This is a genomic window from Methylobacterium sp. E-045, from assembly GCF_022829685.1.
In the GTDB taxonomy this organism is placed as follows: domain Bacteria; phylum Pseudomonadota; class Alphaproteobacteria; order Rhizobiales; family Beijerinckiaceae; genus Methylobacterium.
This window is the reverse complement of record NZ_JAKSYE010000086.1, coordinates 1-12,313: the sequence shown is the minus strand read 5'-3', so window position 1 is coordinate 12,313 and position 12,313 is coordinate 1. Positions and strand designations below refer to the sequence as shown.

General features: G+C 67.1%; 15 protein-coding genes and 1 pseudogene. 7 read left to right on the top strand and 9 right to left on the bottom strand.

The genetic code is table 11. From position 1 onward, the window contains the following. Positions 1 to 92: 92 nt before the first annotated feature. Complete coding sequence (locus MKK51_RS15505) at positions 93 to 419, top strand: DUF6949 family protein (RefSeq protein ID WP_243978712.1); 327 nt, start codon at positions 93 to 95, stop codon at positions 417 to 419. 106 nt (positions 420 to 525) lie between these two features. Here the strand turns inward: MKK51_RS15505 and MKK51_RS15500 are convergent, their stop codons facing one another. From MKK51_RS15500 to MKK51_RS15485, 4 genes are all read right to left on the bottom strand, one after another. Beyond that, entirely contained in the window at positions 526 to 1,212 is a 687-nt protein-coding gene (locus MKK51_RS15500; protein ID WP_243978710.1) for a transglutaminase-like cysteine peptidase, read from the bottom strand. A 153-nt stretch (positions 1,213 to 1,365) separates the two neighbouring features. Then, positions 1,366 to 1,992, bottom strand: a complete 627-nt coding sequence (locus MKK51_RS15495) for a transglutaminase-like cysteine peptidase (RefSeq protein WP_409565695.1) — start codon at positions 1,990 to 1,992, stop codon at positions 1,366 to 1,368. A gap of 491 nt (positions 1,993 to 2,483) precedes the next feature. Then, on the bottom strand, positions 2,484 to 3,110 hold the full coding sequence (locus MKK51_RS15490) for a PilZ domain-containing protein (protein WP_243978699.1): 627 nt from the start codon (positions 3,108 to 3,110) through the stop codon (positions 2,484 to 2,486). Between the two features lie 114 nt (positions 3,111 to 3,224). Beyond that, positions 3,225 to 3,842: a PAS domain-containing protein gene (locus tag MKK51_RS15485; RefSeq protein ID WP_243978697.1), complete on the bottom strand. Its 618-nt coding sequence runs from the start codon at positions 3,840 to 3,842 to the stop codon at positions 3,225 to 3,227. A gap of 321 nt (positions 3,843 to 4,163) precedes the next feature. On the opposite strand from MKK51_RS15485, the gene MKK51_RS15480 reads away from it, so the two are divergent. Further along, positions 4,164 to 4,988: a rhomboid family intramembrane serine protease gene (locus tag MKK51_RS15480; protein ID WP_243978695.1), complete on the top strand. Its 825-nt coding sequence runs from the start codon at positions 4,164 to 4,166 to the stop codon at positions 4,986 to 4,988. Between the two features lie 127 nt (positions 4,989 to 5,115). Next, positions 5,116 to 5,547 carry a CBS domain-containing protein gene (locus tag MKK51_RS15475; protein ID WP_243978693.1) on the top strand — a complete coding sequence of 144 codons (432 nt, stop codon included), beginning with the start codon at positions 5,116 to 5,118 and terminating at the stop codon, positions 5,545 to 5,547. Between the two features lie 58 nt (positions 5,548 to 5,605). Here the strand turns inward: MKK51_RS15475 and MKK51_RS15470 are convergent, their stop codons facing one another. From MKK51_RS15470 to folE, 3 genes are read right to left on the bottom strand one after another with little or no spacing between them, the layout of a single operon-like run. Continuing rightward, entirely contained in the window at positions 5,606 to 6,619 is a 1,014-nt protein-coding gene (locus tag MKK51_RS15470; RefSeq protein ID WP_279601178.1) for a patatin-like phospholipase family protein, read from the bottom strand. A gap of 47 nt (positions 6,620 to 6,666) precedes the next feature. Then, positions 6,667 to 7,107: a phosphoribosyl-AMP cyclohydrolase gene (gene hisI / locus MKK51_RS15465; protein WP_243978688.1), complete on the bottom strand. Its 441-nt coding sequence runs from the start codon at positions 7,105 to 7,107 to the stop codon at positions 6,667 to 6,669. A 16-nt stretch (positions 7,108 to 7,123) separates the two neighbouring features. Beyond that, positions 7,124 to 7,951, bottom strand: a complete 828-nt coding sequence (gene folE / locus MKK51_RS15460; RefSeq protein ID WP_243978678.1) for a GTP cyclohydrolase I FolE — start codon at positions 7,949 to 7,951, stop codon at positions 7,124 to 7,126. A gap of 230 nt (positions 7,952 to 8,181) precedes the next feature. Between folE and MKK51_RS15455 the strand changes: the two genes are divergently transcribed. Genes MKK51_RS15455 through MKK51_RS15445 form a run of 3 tightly spaced genes read left to right on the top strand, consistent with a single transcriptional unit; the run spans position 8,182 to position 9,473 of the window. Next, positions 8,182 to 8,625, top strand: coding sequence for an iron-sulfur cluster assembly scaffold protein (locus MKK51_RS15455; RefSeq protein WP_243978677.1), 444 nt, complete (start codon positions 8,182 to 8,184; stop codon positions 8,623 to 8,625). Between the two features lie 4 nt (positions 8,626 to 8,629). Continuing rightward, positions 8,630 to 8,962, top strand: a complete 333-nt coding sequence (gene yidD / locus MKK51_RS15450) for a membrane protein insertion efficiency factor YidD (RefSeq protein ID WP_409565694.1) — start codon at positions 8,630 to 8,632, stop codon at positions 8,960 to 8,962. 40 nt (positions 8,963 to 9,002) lie between these two features. Next, entirely contained in the window at positions 9,003 to 9,473 is a 471-nt protein-coding gene (locus MKK51_RS15445) for an OsmC family protein (protein ID WP_243978675.1), read from the top strand. Here MKK51_RS15445 and MKK51_RS15440 read toward each other — a convergent pair. Further along, a pseudogene (locus MKK51_RS15440) lies at positions 9,460 to 9,591 on the bottom strand (2-hydroxycarboxylate transporter family protein); the annotation flags it as partial. The gene MKK51_RS15445 and the pseudogene MKK51_RS15440 sit on opposite strands and share 14 nt — an antisense overlap. Positions 9,592 to 9,893: 302 nt before the next feature. Between MKK51_RS15440 and MKK51_RS15435 the strand changes: the two are divergent. Next, a complete protein-coding gene (locus tag MKK51_RS15435) occupies positions 9,894 to 12,077 on the top strand; it encodes a TonB-dependent siderophore receptor (RefSeq protein ID WP_243978673.1) in 2,184 nt (727 codons plus the stop codon). Positions 12,078 to 12,106: 29 nt separating this feature from the next. Here MKK51_RS15435 and MKK51_RS15430 read toward each other — a convergent pair. Continuing rightward, a partial coding sequence (locus MKK51_RS15430) for a 2-hydroxycarboxylate transporter family protein (protein ID WP_243978671.1) occupies positions 12,107 to 12,313 on the bottom strand: 207 nt, incomplete at its 5' end.

The following is a 12,313-nucleotide window of genomic DNA, read 5'->3' as shown; positions in this document are numbered from 1 at the left end:
GTCGGCTCATCCCGACGCCGGGACATCCTTAACAACTCGTAAACGCTCTGGCAGAGTGCATGCTCAATCCGTCCTCAAGGGTCGAGCGCGTCATGGATATCAGCCCCTCCGCCATCGAGTCGATCCGAACCCTGTGCGTCGGTCTCGCCCTGTCTGGCCTCCTCGCCAGCGCCTTCGAACTGGTCTCCGACCGCCGCGCGAGTTTCAGCCTGCTGGAACGCGGCGGTGTCGGGGCGGTGGCGGCCCTGCCGATCCTCGCCTTCGGCGCGCCCTTCATCATCCTGCGCAACACCGTGCGCGGCCGCCGGATCGAGCGCCGTCCGATTCCCTTCGTCATGATCGCCACGATCATCGCCTGCGGCTGGAGCTTGCTGTCGGGCCGCGTCGCCCTCGATCTCGCCCAGATGATCACCGGCTGAGCGGAACGAGCCGCAGCTGCGGCTCGATGACGTACGGGCCATCGACCGCCTCGCGCACGACCTGTCCTCGGCCGGGACCGGAGGAGAGGAATCGATACCCCCTCTTTCAGCGGTTGGCCGTGGCCACCGGCGAGGCGACGCCGTTGAGCGAGACCCAGGCCATGCTGTCCTGGCCTTCGCGCTTGACGTAGGTGTAGCCGGTGCGCGGCGCCGACAGGATCGCGGTGGTCTTGTTGTCGAGGATGAGGTCGCCCTTGTCGGTGCGGACCATCAGAACGGCATGGCCTTCGCCGATATCGTCGATGACCACGGTCATCCGCAGGGCGCGGCGGGGGAGGCCCCGCTCCACCAGCATCCGGCGTTTCAGGAGCTGAAAATCCTCGCAGTCGCCGAATCCGTCATCGGGAAAGTCCCACCGGTCGACGACGCCCCAATGGGCCATGTCGGTGATCGGATGGATGCGCGCGTTGACGCGGCGGTTGACGCTGGTGAGCGTCCGCCAGATCGCCGGATTGAGGGCGATGATGGCGGGCTGCGACGTATCGACGACGCATTCGGCGGGGTATCTGGCACAGAACCCGTTCCAGGCCGCCACCGGCCGGGCGCCCCCATTCTCGTTGACGGCCGGCGCATCGGGGAGAGCGGCCACCGGGCGCGCTTGCGTCACGGCCCCTCCGAGGAGGAGGATGGAGCCCACCAGGGACAGCTTGGCCGCACGGCCAAGGCCTCGCCAGGATAGCCTGCTCGCCGAGACGCTCGCGCCATCGACGCCTCGCAGAACCGCGTGCCGCATTCCGGTCGCCCTGCCATTCGTTGCCGAAGGCAAGAAACTGGCACGGCGAGGGCCGGGGCTCAATCCAAAAATTAAACGCGAATTAACTTCCCACGCGGCCATGGGTTCCATGGCAGAGACGTGATGTTTTCGGGCAACCCGCGAGAATCCGCTTCAGCGGTTCGCAGTGGTCACCGGGGAGGTGACACCGCCAAGCGAAACCCAGGCCACCGAATCCTGGCTCTCGCGCTTGATGAAGACGTAGCCGGTCCGATACCAGGGCACGATCTCGCTGGTCTTGTTGTCGAGGATGAACTCGCCCCGGTCGGTGAGGAGCGTCAGCACGGCGTGGCCCTCGCCCTTCTCGTCGATGACCACGGTCATCCGCATGGCGCGGCGGGAGAGCCCCGCATCGGCGAGACGCTTGCGCTTGAGGAGCTGGAAATCCTCGCAATCTCCCTTTCCGTCCTCGGCGAGGTCCCAGCGGTCGGCTTCGCCCCAATGCTCCATGTCGGTGACGGCGCGGAGGCCCGTATTCACCCGGCGGTTGACCGAGACGATCAGGCTCCAGGTGGCGGGGGTCAGGGCGATCCGCGGCGGCTCGTTCGCGTCGATGGCGCATTCGGCCGGGTAGCGCTGGCAGAACGAGACCCAGCCGACGATGGGGCGAGCGGCGCCGAGAACGTCGGCGGATTGGGACGGCGAGGGCAGGGCGGCCATGGTCTGGGCCTGCGAGGCCCCGACGCCGAACATCGCTAAGGCCGCGAGAATCCCAACCAAGAGTGACTTCGTCCGTGACATCGCGACCACCTCGTCCAACGAGGACCACGATGCCGCCACGCTTCCTGACCTGTGCTGAAACAGATAAGCGCAATTTTATCGATCCGGTCTCGAAGCGGGGCCGCTGGCGGACAGAGCCAACCGGCGGCTGAATCGACGACTCGCATTGGCGCGACTGAGATCAGGAATCCGTAACCATGACGGCGCGGGACGGGCGGCGGGACGAGCGATGACGACTCGTGTGACCCGGCTCGAAGCGGAGATCGGGCGATCCAGCCGTGCCGCGTTAAGCGTCGGAGGAGCGATCGATCCCGGTGATCGACGCCTCGACCGAGAGCGGATCGGCGATGCGAGCCGACAGAGGGGGGACTTCCGCCGCCGCGCTCATCCCCGCCCGGCAACGGCGACTTCGAAGGATGGCATGTCGCAGAGCCCCGGACGAGCGCCCGGCGCCGGCAGGCCTCGAAGCGACGATGGCAATCTCCCGCCCGGTTCGGGGCGGGACGCCGATGTCAGAGCGTCAATCCCTCATGGAACAGGTCCGGCGAGATCGGGAGCATGAAGCCCACGCCGATGCCGCCCTCGAAGTAGCGCACCACCCGCCCCGGCGTGCGCCCGACCATGAGGCTCGTTCCGATCGGCGGATGCGCCTGGGTCGAAAGGGCGACGCCGGACATGGACACGTCGATGATGCGGGCTGCGACCTCGCGCCCGTTCTCGAGCCTCAGGAGCACGCCCGTCTCCTGTGGCGTGAGGCGTTCGTGGTTGCGCCCCTCGGGCAGGCCGAGGGCCTCGCGATTGGATATCCAGGTGAGCTGGGACGCGATCTTGTCGCGCTTGCGCTGAGTCGCGTTCAGGCGAACCGCCATGCCACCGCTGGGGAACCGGGCGATCACCCCCTCGATGCGCCCGATACTCTCGAGATACAGCACGACGCGCTCGTCGAGCTCCCCGAGGACCGCGCAGGTCAGGCGGACTCCGCCCGGTGACATGTCCACGGTCTGGCAGGGGTATTCGCGGCGGTCGGCCAGCATGTAGCGGCCGAGGAGGGCGACCTTGACCCGTTGATGACGGCGCAGATCCGCCGGCCGCACCAGGCGGACCGGCGTCGTTTCGGCGGGCGCGAAAGCCTCGATCATCGCGAAATCCGCACTCGGGTTAGATCGTCGTCAGCACAACCCTACAGGGCAGCTGGTTACGAAAATCTTTGCCGAAGACAGATGAGTGTCGCGATTGGTCCAGTAAAGCGCCGATCAGGCCCGCCCACCGGGATGCACCATGAGATGGCCGCGCCGCACCGGGACACTGTCATTGGCGGGCTCGGGCAGGTTCCTGAGGCTGGAGGCCGCATCGTTCCTGGCGAGATCGATGACGTCGTAGGTCGGGTCGAGGACGCGAAGCGAGATGGATTCCAGCCGCGTCACGGGCCGAAGGCCCAGCCATTGCGGAACGACCTTCGGGCTGAGCGCCCCAAGCAGGCGGACCTGGGTCTGCCCGCGGTGGCGCAGGGGAAGGAGCAGGAGTTCGAGGTCGATCTGTTCGTCCCTCTGCGTCATCCCGCGCAGACCCGCGACGATCCCCACCGTATCGACCGCCACCGTCTCCACGAGGCGCCAGGGATCGGCCTGTCCCGCGCCCCAGATGTCGCCGAAGGCGCTGCCGCGCAATTCGCGCCCGAACAGGGCGCAGACGCGGGTTCCCGCGAGCCGGACAGTCGCCGCGGACTGCGCCATGTCGAGCTCAAGGATGAGGCTCTCGGACAAGAGATTGCGGATCTCGCCGGGCTCGATCTCGCTCCTCTCGGGCGCGGCCCGTGTCCCACGAAGCCGGTCCCAGTAATGGTAGAGCATACGGCTGGTCGGATGCTTCATGGTGTCCCGTCGTGGCACGGTCCCGGGGGGACCTGTTCGAATTCGACCCGATCCACAGGGCGCTGGACACAGCGTGCGGTTCGGTTAACAAGCCTGCCGCATACCTTATGCCCGTCCAACGCCGCGCGCTCGCTTAAGCTTTGATTAGGGTTAACGCGGCCGAGGCACGAAAAGGCGGGGGGCAATCCGGGGCGATGTCGCTCATCGCCGGGAGAGCGTCCTTCGAAGGGATGACCCTTCGGCTAGATCGCGCACCGCTCCCCTGAATTTGCATGGCTATGGGGCTTGCGGCGGCGGCATCCGCGCCGACATGGTGGCGCCATGGATGCCATGCCCGACCTGCCGCGCCAAAGCCGCGTCCCCGTCTTCAACATGCCCGGCGTGGTGACGGCCTCGATCGCCCTCCTGCTCGGCCTCCATGCCCTGCGCGACTTCGTCCTGCCGGACGAATGGGACATCACGCTCCTCCTCAATCTCGCCCTGATCCCGGGCCGTTGGCTCGTCTCGGTGGATCCGGACCGGGCCGCGGCGATCCTGTCGGCCGCCTCCTCGGCAACGGGCGACACGGATGTGGTCCAGGCCCGCGCGGCCTTTGCCCAGTACGTTGTGGCGAACCCTTCGGCCAGCCTCTGGACCTTTGCCACCTATGCCCTGCTGCACGGCTCCTGGACGCATGTCATCTTCAACGTGGTCTGGCTCGCCGCCTTCGGCTCCCCCGTGGCGCGGCGCTGCGGCCCCTGGCGCTATGGAATCCTCGGACTCATCGGCGCGGTGGCGGGAGGCGTCCTGCACGTGGCGATCGACCCGTTGAGCACGGCCCCCCTGATCGGCGCTTCGGCCGGTGTCTCGGCACTGATGGCCGCCGCCGCGCGCTTCGTGTTCCAACCACCCCCGGCCTTCCATGCCGGCCCACCCTGGCAGCGCGCCGTGCAGCCGCCGCTCCAGACCATTCCCGAACTCCTGCGCAACCGTACCGCTGTGGTGTTCCTCGGCATCTGGCTCGTCACCAACTTCGTGTTCGGGATCATCTCACTGCCGCTGGGCGCGGAATCCTCGACCGTGGCCTGGGACGCCCATCTGGGCGGGTTCCTGGCAGGATTTTTCCTCTTTCCGATTTTTGACCGCATAGGAAGCGCAAAAGCGTAATTTTTCCGCACGTTTCGGCACCGGAAGGCCCGTCCCGTGGGTTGTCACGTCCGACATGACGTCACACAATTCCGTGATGCGCCGGGATCAACCCGGCCCGCGAGACAGCCCCAGGGAGATCATGGCCATGACCGTCGCACGCATCCTTTCCGAAAAGGGCCGCTCCGTCGTCACTGTGGAGCCGAACCGGACCCTGGACGACGCCATCCATCTCCTCGCCGAGAAGCGGATCGGCGCCATCGTCGTGAGCAACGACGAGGGAGCCGTCCTCGGCATCCTGTCGGAGCGGGACATCATTCGGGCCCTGTCCCGCCAGGGAGCGGGGGCCTTCGATGCACCGATTTCCCAACACATGACGGTGGCGGTCACAACCTGCACGCGCTCCAGCACCGTCGAGGACGTCATGCAGCTGATGACCGACGGGCGCTTCCGCCACGTTCCGGTGGTCGAGGACGGGCGCCTCGCCGGCCTCGTCTCCATCGGTGACGTGGTCAAGCGCCGGATCGCCGCCGTGGAGGCGGAGCATCAGGCCATGCGCGACTATATCACCATGGCCTGACGAGGCCCCGAACGCGCATCGGGCATCTCTCGCCCGAAGCGGACGGGTTCCGGCGAGGTCAGACCCGCTCGGCCGCCAGGGCAACGAGTTCCTTGATGCGCGGCAGGGCGGTCTTGGCCGCCTCCCGCCCGAGGCGGATCGCCTCTTCGGCGCGGTGGAATTCGAACAATCCCATCTCCGCAAGACGCGGGGACAGCATCAGATCCGGCGGGTCCCGCTCCAGCCTCGCCCGCGAGATCCTGTCCTGGGTGATGTTGAACGCATCGAACATCACCCGCCCCATGCCGGGGGGGCCGGGCTCGCGGGGTGGGGCAGGGCGTAGCCCCGGCCCACGCCGACCGGTGCCGCGCATGCGGTTCAGCAGGCTCCATCCCCGGCGCGACGTGGTGAGGGGCAGGGCCGGCGCAACGACCCCGTCGCCGTCCGGCCCGATCACCAGGCCGGGCTCGGTCCGCGGATCGCCGTTGAGGTTCACGCAGATCACCAGTTCGGCCCCGAGCTCCCGCGCAAGCTTGACCGGCACGGGATTCACCAGCGTCCCGTCCATCATCAGCCGTCCGTCCAGGCGCACCGGCGGAAACAGGCCGGGGAGGGCGTAGGAGGCCCGGATCGCCTCCACCAGGGAGCCACGGGTCAGCCAGATCTCGTCGCCGGAGCCCAGATCCGTCGCAACGCTGGCGAACCGGATCGGCAGGTTCTCCACCCGCCGCGTGCCGAGGTCGCCTTCGAGACGGCGCTTCAATCGCTCACCCGCGATGAGGCCGGACCCCAGGCGCAGGTCGAGGAGCCCCATGACCCGCCGCTTCGTCAGCGACAGGGCGAAATCCTTGAGCAGGTCGAGCTTGCCCGCAGCGTAGCAGCCGCCGACCACGGCACCGATGGAGCAGCCGGCCACCATGTCGGGGTGGATGCCGGCCTCTTCCAGCACTTCGATAACGCCGATATGCGCCCAGCCCCGCGCGGAGCCGCCGCCCAGGGCGAGGCCGATTCGCGGTCGTGGAGGCGGCTGTTCGGCTACGGGCTCGACATTGCCCCGTGGAAAGACCGGCTTTTGCGACAGGGTGGACAGCATGCCCTGGCGGTAGAGGGCGACCCCGCGAAAGGACAGCCCATCCCAGGTCACGGCCCGGCGGGTCCGAGCAGGGCCTCGCCGGATAGCGGATCCAGGGAGACAGCGCGGTAGAAGCAGGAGCGGCGCCCAGTATGGCAACATCCGCCATCGCCCCCGACCTCCACGGAGATCAGGAGCGCATCCTGGTCGCAATCGACCCGCATCTCGACGACGCGCTGGGTCTGCCCACTGGTGGCGCCCTTGTGCCAGAGCTCCCCGCGCGAGCGCGACCAGTACCAGGCCTCGCCGGTCTCGAGGGTGAGACGGAGGGATTCGGCGTTCATATGGGCGAGCATCAGGACCCGCCCGTCATGGGCGTCGACGGCGATGCAGGCCACGAGCCCGTTGGCATCGAAACGCGGGGTGAGCCGCGTCCCTTCCTCGACGTCCTTGCGCGGGCCGGGCGAAGGAAATCCACCGGCCGGGGCGGAGGCTGGGCTCACCGTCATTGCCGGGAAGCCCGCGTCAGTTCTTGCTGTTGCGGACGAGGGTGAGGAACCGGACCTGCTCGTTGGCATCGTCCTTGAACGCACCGCGAAATTGCGTGGTCAGGGTGGAGACGCCGGCCTTCTGCACTCCGCGCATGGCCATGCAGAGATGCTCGGCCTCCACCATCACGGCGATGCCGCGCGGCTTGAGGATGCTCTCGATGACGTCGGCGATCTGGGCCGTCATGGTCTCCTGCGTCTGCAGGCGGCGGGCGAAGGTATCGACCACGCGGGCGAGCTTCGACAGGCCGACCACGCCCTTGGTCGGGTAATAGGCGATGTGAGCGAGGCCCATGAACGGCACCATGTGGTGCTCGCAATGGGAGTAGAACGGGATGTCGCGCACGAGCACGATGTCGGAATAGCCCTCCACCTCCTCGAACACGCGCTCGAGCAGGGCGTCGGCATCCTGCTCGTAGCCGCCGAAGAGCTGGCCATAGGCCTTCGCCACACGGGCGGGCGTGTCCTTCAGGCCTTCGCGGTTCGGGTCGTCGCCGGCCCAGCGCAACAGGGTCCGCACGGCGGCTTCGGCCTCCTCCCGGCTCGGGCGGCCGGTGGCCACGGCATCGGGCACGCGCTTGGCGGAAGCGGGCAGGGGAGCGACCTCGGCGGGAACCTCCACGGGGCGGGAATTGTCGTTGCGCATCCCGTTCAGGGGCGCGGGCGCGGCCGTGGCAGTCGGGTCCATTCCCTGATGATCCGTCTCGGTCAGCCGGTAGGAGAGGGATTTGAGCGCGGCATCCATGGCATCTCCCGCCCGAGCGACCCGGGCGTTCATCGTCGAGCTATCCGGTTTTGCGTACATCGTCGAACCATCTCGGCCGCGTTATCAGCCGCGTTGCCGCCGGCCGGCGCCCGAACGATAAGGTCTCCTAGGCCGTGGGCGCGACCCTGGTCGACGAGCCGCCTCCTCGCGAAACGGCACGCTGGCGCCTATATCGTCGTTATCGCGCCGCCGCGCAATGCGGGGAATGCGGATCAGACCATCATGATCGGAAGCCGGCTCGCCGCCGGTCCCCCGGCAGGACCCGCCTCATGCTCGACGACATCTACAATCGCCGCATCCTCGAACTCGCCGCCGACATCCCCCGTCTCGGGCGCCTGGACGCGCCGGATGCCAGCGCGACCGCCCATTCGAAGCTCTGCGGCTCCACCGTCACCGTCGATCTTGCGGTCAAGGACGGCACGGTGACGGATTTCGCCCACGAGGTGAAGGCCTGTGCTCTGGGCCAGGCGTCCTCCTCGCTCATGGCCCGCCATGTGGTCGGCGCGAAGGCGGACGAGCTTCGGGGCCTGCGCGACACGGTCCGTCGCATGCTCAAAGAGAACGGGCCGGCACCGCAGGGTGAATGGGCCGATCTCGCCGTGCTGGAGCCGGTGCGGGACTTCAAGGCGCGCCACGCCTCGACCCTCCTCACTTTCGACGCCGTGGTGAACGCCCTCGATCAGGTCGCCGCGAAGGCCCAGGCCGTAGAGTGAGGCCATGGTCCGCCGCGCGGCCCATTGGGCGATCCGGGGCTACCAGCTCACCCTGTCGAGCCTGATCGGCCGGCAATGCCGGCACTGGCCCTCCTGCTCGGACTATACTGACGAGGCGATCCGCCGGCACGGCTTCTGGCCGGGCGGCTGGATCGGATTGTCCCGCATCTGCCGCTGCGGCCCCTTCGGCACCCATGGCATCGACCTCGTACCCGAAACCTTGCCGCCGCGCTCGGCCTGGTACGCCCCATGGACCTATGGGCGCTGGCGCGGGGTGAACGCGCCACCGTCGCCGTTCGCGTGCGAGACGGTGGAAGGCGAGCACGGAGGAGGGTAGCGTCGCCCCACCACCGGCGATGCAACGGAGGAGACGCCGCATGTCGACCCATATCGCGGATGTCGCCTGGGCCCTGAAGCCCGGCGAGGATTTCGCCGCCGGGCGCTACGGCCGGGGGCACGGCGTGCGTTTCGACGGCGGCGTGACGCTCGCCGGCACCGCGTCGGAGCACGTGGTCGGGAAATGGGCCGCCCCCGACGCCGTCGACCCGGAGGAGATGCTCGTCGCGGCCCTGTCGAGCTGCCACATGCTGACCTTCCTCCACCTCGCGCGCCTCGCGGGCTTTCGCGTCACCGCCTATCGGGACCATGCCGAGGGGGTGCTGCAGGAGATGAGCCCCGGAAGTCGTGCGGTGACGCGGGTCACGCTCCACCCGGACATCACTTGGGCCGGCGAGACCCCGGATGCCGGACAGCTCGCGGCGCTCCACGAGGCCGCGCATGAGGAGTGCTTCATCGCGAATTCGGTGAGGACGGAGATCGTCGTGGCCGCCTCCCTCAGGCCCCGCTGACCCACCGCATCACCACCAACGTCCCCGTCACCGTCAGCACGCCGCCGATGCGGGTGGCGATCTGGGCGAAGGGCATCAGCGCCATGCGGTTGGCGGCGGTGAGGATCGCCACGTCCCCGACAAGGCGCGGATCATATGCCAGCGAAAAGCTGGGCGACCCGACGGACATCGACTCAATAATAAGCCAATTTTCGATTTAATTCGATGATCGATGCGCCTTAATGACAGATAGAAGCATATGATAGAATCAAAATGAAAACTATAAATATCCAAATCAAACCATCATTATGGAATTATTATAAACTGATACAAATCGAATAGCCTTAAGTTGCAAATATGCAACGATTATGACTTGAGAACCGAGCCGAGTTTGATATTCGGGACCGAGATCTGGCCGTCCGGCGTCTTAAGGGTCCTGTCATGTCATCTCATCGACGTCTCGTCCGCCTCGGTGCCCTGCTGCTCGCCTCCACCGCGCTGGCCGGCACCGCCCGGGCGCAGCAAGCGAGCGTTCAGCTCGATCAGCTCTCAGTGGAGGGGGTCGGGCTCGGCCAGGGCAACGTCGCGACCGGCCAGGACGGCTCCGCGACCAGCGGCGGCGGCGGCGGACCTTCCGGCATCACCGGCTACACCGCGCGGATCAGCCCGACGGCGACCAAGACCAACACACCGCTGATCGAGACGCCGCAATCGGTCTCGGTGGTCACGCGCGAGCAGTTGAACGACCGCAACGTGCAGGACCTCGCCCAGGCCATCGCCTACGCGCCCGGCGTCTCGAGCAGCGTCTTCGGGTTCGATCCGCGCTACGACGCCTTCTACATCCGAGGCTTCTCCGCCACCTACAACGGCATCTTCCGCGACGGGCTGCGCCTGAACGCGGTCGGCCTGACGATCCCGCGCAGCGAGCCCTATGGCCTGGATGCCGTGACGATCCTGCGCGGGCCGTCCTCGGGCCTGTACGGCCTCGGCTCCCCCGGCGGCATTGTCGATTCGACGTCGAAACGACCGGTCTTCGTGCCCTTCGGCGAAGTCCAGTTCCAGGCCGGCAATTATGACCGCTTCCAGGGCAATTTCGACATCGGCGGTCCGGTGGAGGGGACAGACGGAACACTCGCCTACCGCGTGACCGGGGTGAAGCGCCAGTCGAACACCTTCCTGCCTGGCGGCGGCGACGACCGCAGCTTCATCGCGCCGTCCTTCACCTGGAAGCCGTCGGCCGATACCACCTTCACGTTCCTATCCGAGTACTTCGAATCGCGCTTGCCGGGCACGTCGTTCTTCTACAACGACCCCGGCTTCAAGGTGACGAAATTCTATTCCGGCGATCCGGCATTCAATCAGTACAAGCAGCAGCAATACCGCATCGGCTACGCATTCGAGCACAAATTCTCACCGGATTTGATCGTCCGGCAAAACTTTCGCTACTACAACGTCGACGCCGATTACGGGTATGCCTACTTCACGGGCTTGAACGCCAATCGGACGGCGGCCACACGAGGCGTCGGGTACTATCGCGATACGCTGAGCCAAGTCTCTCTAGACACCCAACTCGAAGGCCATTTCGACACCGGCCCGATCCAGCACACGCTGATCGGCGGCGTCGATTACGCGCGTTACGATTACACGCGCGCCTTCGGCTTCGGCGCGGCGCCGGACCTGAACCTCGTCACCCTCAACTACGGCCAGCAAGCGATCGCGCGGCCGGCCCTGACGACCTTCCAGGGGCAGAGCCAGGACCAGGTCGGGATCTACCTGCAGGATCAGGCCAAACTCGGCCGCTTCATCCTGACGATGACCGGCCGGCACGACTGGGTATCCCAGAGCACGGTCCCCGACCGGACCATCGGCACCGCGCAGACCAGCAGCGATCAAGCCTTCTCGGGCCGCGTCGGCCTCAGCTATCTGCTGACCGACGCGGTGGTGCCCTATGTCAGCTACGCCACCACCTTCACGCCTCAGGCGGGCTTCGACAGAAGCGGCAATGCCTTCAAGGCCGCCACCGGGGATCAGATCGAGGCCGGCGTAAAATACGCGATCCCCGGCACCAACATCACCGCCGCCATCGCCGGCTTCGACATCAACCAGTCGAGCATTCTACAGCAGGATCCCGGCAGTCCTGCCAATCAGGTGGCCACCGGTGCGGTGAACTCACGTGGGTTCGAGATGGAAGCGACGGCCAATTTCGCGCCGGGCACCAACCTCACGCTGTCCTACACCCATCTCGATTTCCGCCTCGTCAACCAGACCGTGGAGGCGCTCGAGGGCAGGCGACTCTCGGGCATCCCCGGCGACAGCTTCTCGGCCTTCACGACCTATCAGTTCCCGTCCACGTCCGTCCTGGCGGGCCTGCAGATCGGCGGCGGCCTGCGCTATGCCGGAACCAGCTTCGCCGACGACTTGAACACCGTGCGCAACCCCACCGTGACCCTGTGGGACGCGCTGGTCGCGTATGACTTCTCGGCGCTGGACCCGAAATACAAGGGCTTCCGCGTCCAGGTGAACGGCTTCAACATCTTCGACCGCAGCTACGTCAACTGCCAGGCCGGCTTCTGCTACCGCGGTGCCCCCGCCACGGTGATCGGGAGCCTGATCTATCGCTGGTGAAGCCGGTCGGGGGAACGACAGGCGCCCCCTCAGGCCCCGCTGACCCACCGCATCACCACCAGCGTCCCCGTCACCGTCAGCGCGCCGCCGATGCGGGTGGCGATCTGGGCGAAGGGCATCAGCGCCATGCGGTTGGCGGCGGTGAGGATCGCCACGTCCCCGGTGCCGCCCTGGCCGCTATGGCAGGCATTCACGATGGCGGTCTCGATCGGGTACATGCCGAGACGGCGGCCGAC

Bases quoted from the DNA above. Each gene is read 5' to 3' on its own strand.
- MKK51_RS15485 (WP_243978697.1), bottom strand. From the start codon at position 3,842: ATGAAGCATCCGACCAGCCGTATGCTCTACCATTACTGGGACCGGCTT.
- MKK51_RS15500 (WP_243978710.1), bottom strand. From the start codon at position 1,212: ATGCGGCACGCGGTTCTGCGAGGCGTCGATGGCGCGAGCGTCTCGGCG.
- MKK51_RS15490 (WP_243978699.1), bottom strand. From the start codon at position 3,110: ATGATCGAGGCTTTCGCGCCCGCCGAAACGACGCCGGTCCGCCTGGTG.
- MKK51_RS15455 (WP_243978677.1), top strand. From the start codon at position 8,182: ATGCTCGACGACATCTACAATCGCCGCATCCTCGAACTCGCCGCCGAC.
- hisI (WP_243978688.1), bottom strand. From the start codon at position 7,107: ATGACGGTGAGCCCAGCCTCCGCCCCGGCCGGTGGATTTCCTTCGCCC.
- MKK51_RS15435 (WP_243978673.1), top strand. From the start codon at position 9,894: ATGTCATCTCATCGACGTCTCGTCCGCCTCGGTGCCCTGCTGCTCGCC.
- MKK51_RS15480 (WP_243978695.1), top strand. From the start codon at position 4,164: ATGGATGCCATGCCCGACCTGCCGCGCCAAAGCCGCGTCCCCGTCTTC.
- MKK51_RS15495 (WP_409565695.1), bottom strand. From the start codon at position 1,992: ATGTCACGGACGAAGTCACTCTTGGTTGGGATTCTCGCGGCCTTAGCG.
- MKK51_RS15475 (WP_243978693.1), top strand. From the start codon at position 5,116: ATGACCGTCGCACGCATCCTTTCCGAAAAGGGCCGCTCCGTCGTCACT.
- MKK51_RS15505 (WP_243978712.1), top strand. From the start codon at position 93: ATGGATATCAGCCCCTCCGCCATCGAGTCGATCCGAACCCTGTGCGTC.
- MKK51_RS15445 (WP_243978675.1), top strand. From the start codon at position 9,003: ATGTCGACCCATATCGCGGATGTCGCCTGGGCCCTGAAGCCCGGCGAG.
- MKK51_RS15470 (WP_279601178.1), bottom strand. From the start codon at position 6,619: ATGCTGTCCACCCTGTCGCAAAAGCCGGTCTTTCCACGGGGCAATGTC.
- folE (WP_243978678.1), bottom strand. From the start codon at position 7,951: ATGTACGCAAAACCGGATAGCTCGACGATGAACGCCCGGGTCGCTCGG.
- yidD (WP_409565694.1), top strand. From the start codon at position 8,630: ATGGTCCGCCGCGCGGCCCATTGGGCGATCCGGGGCTACCAGCTCACC.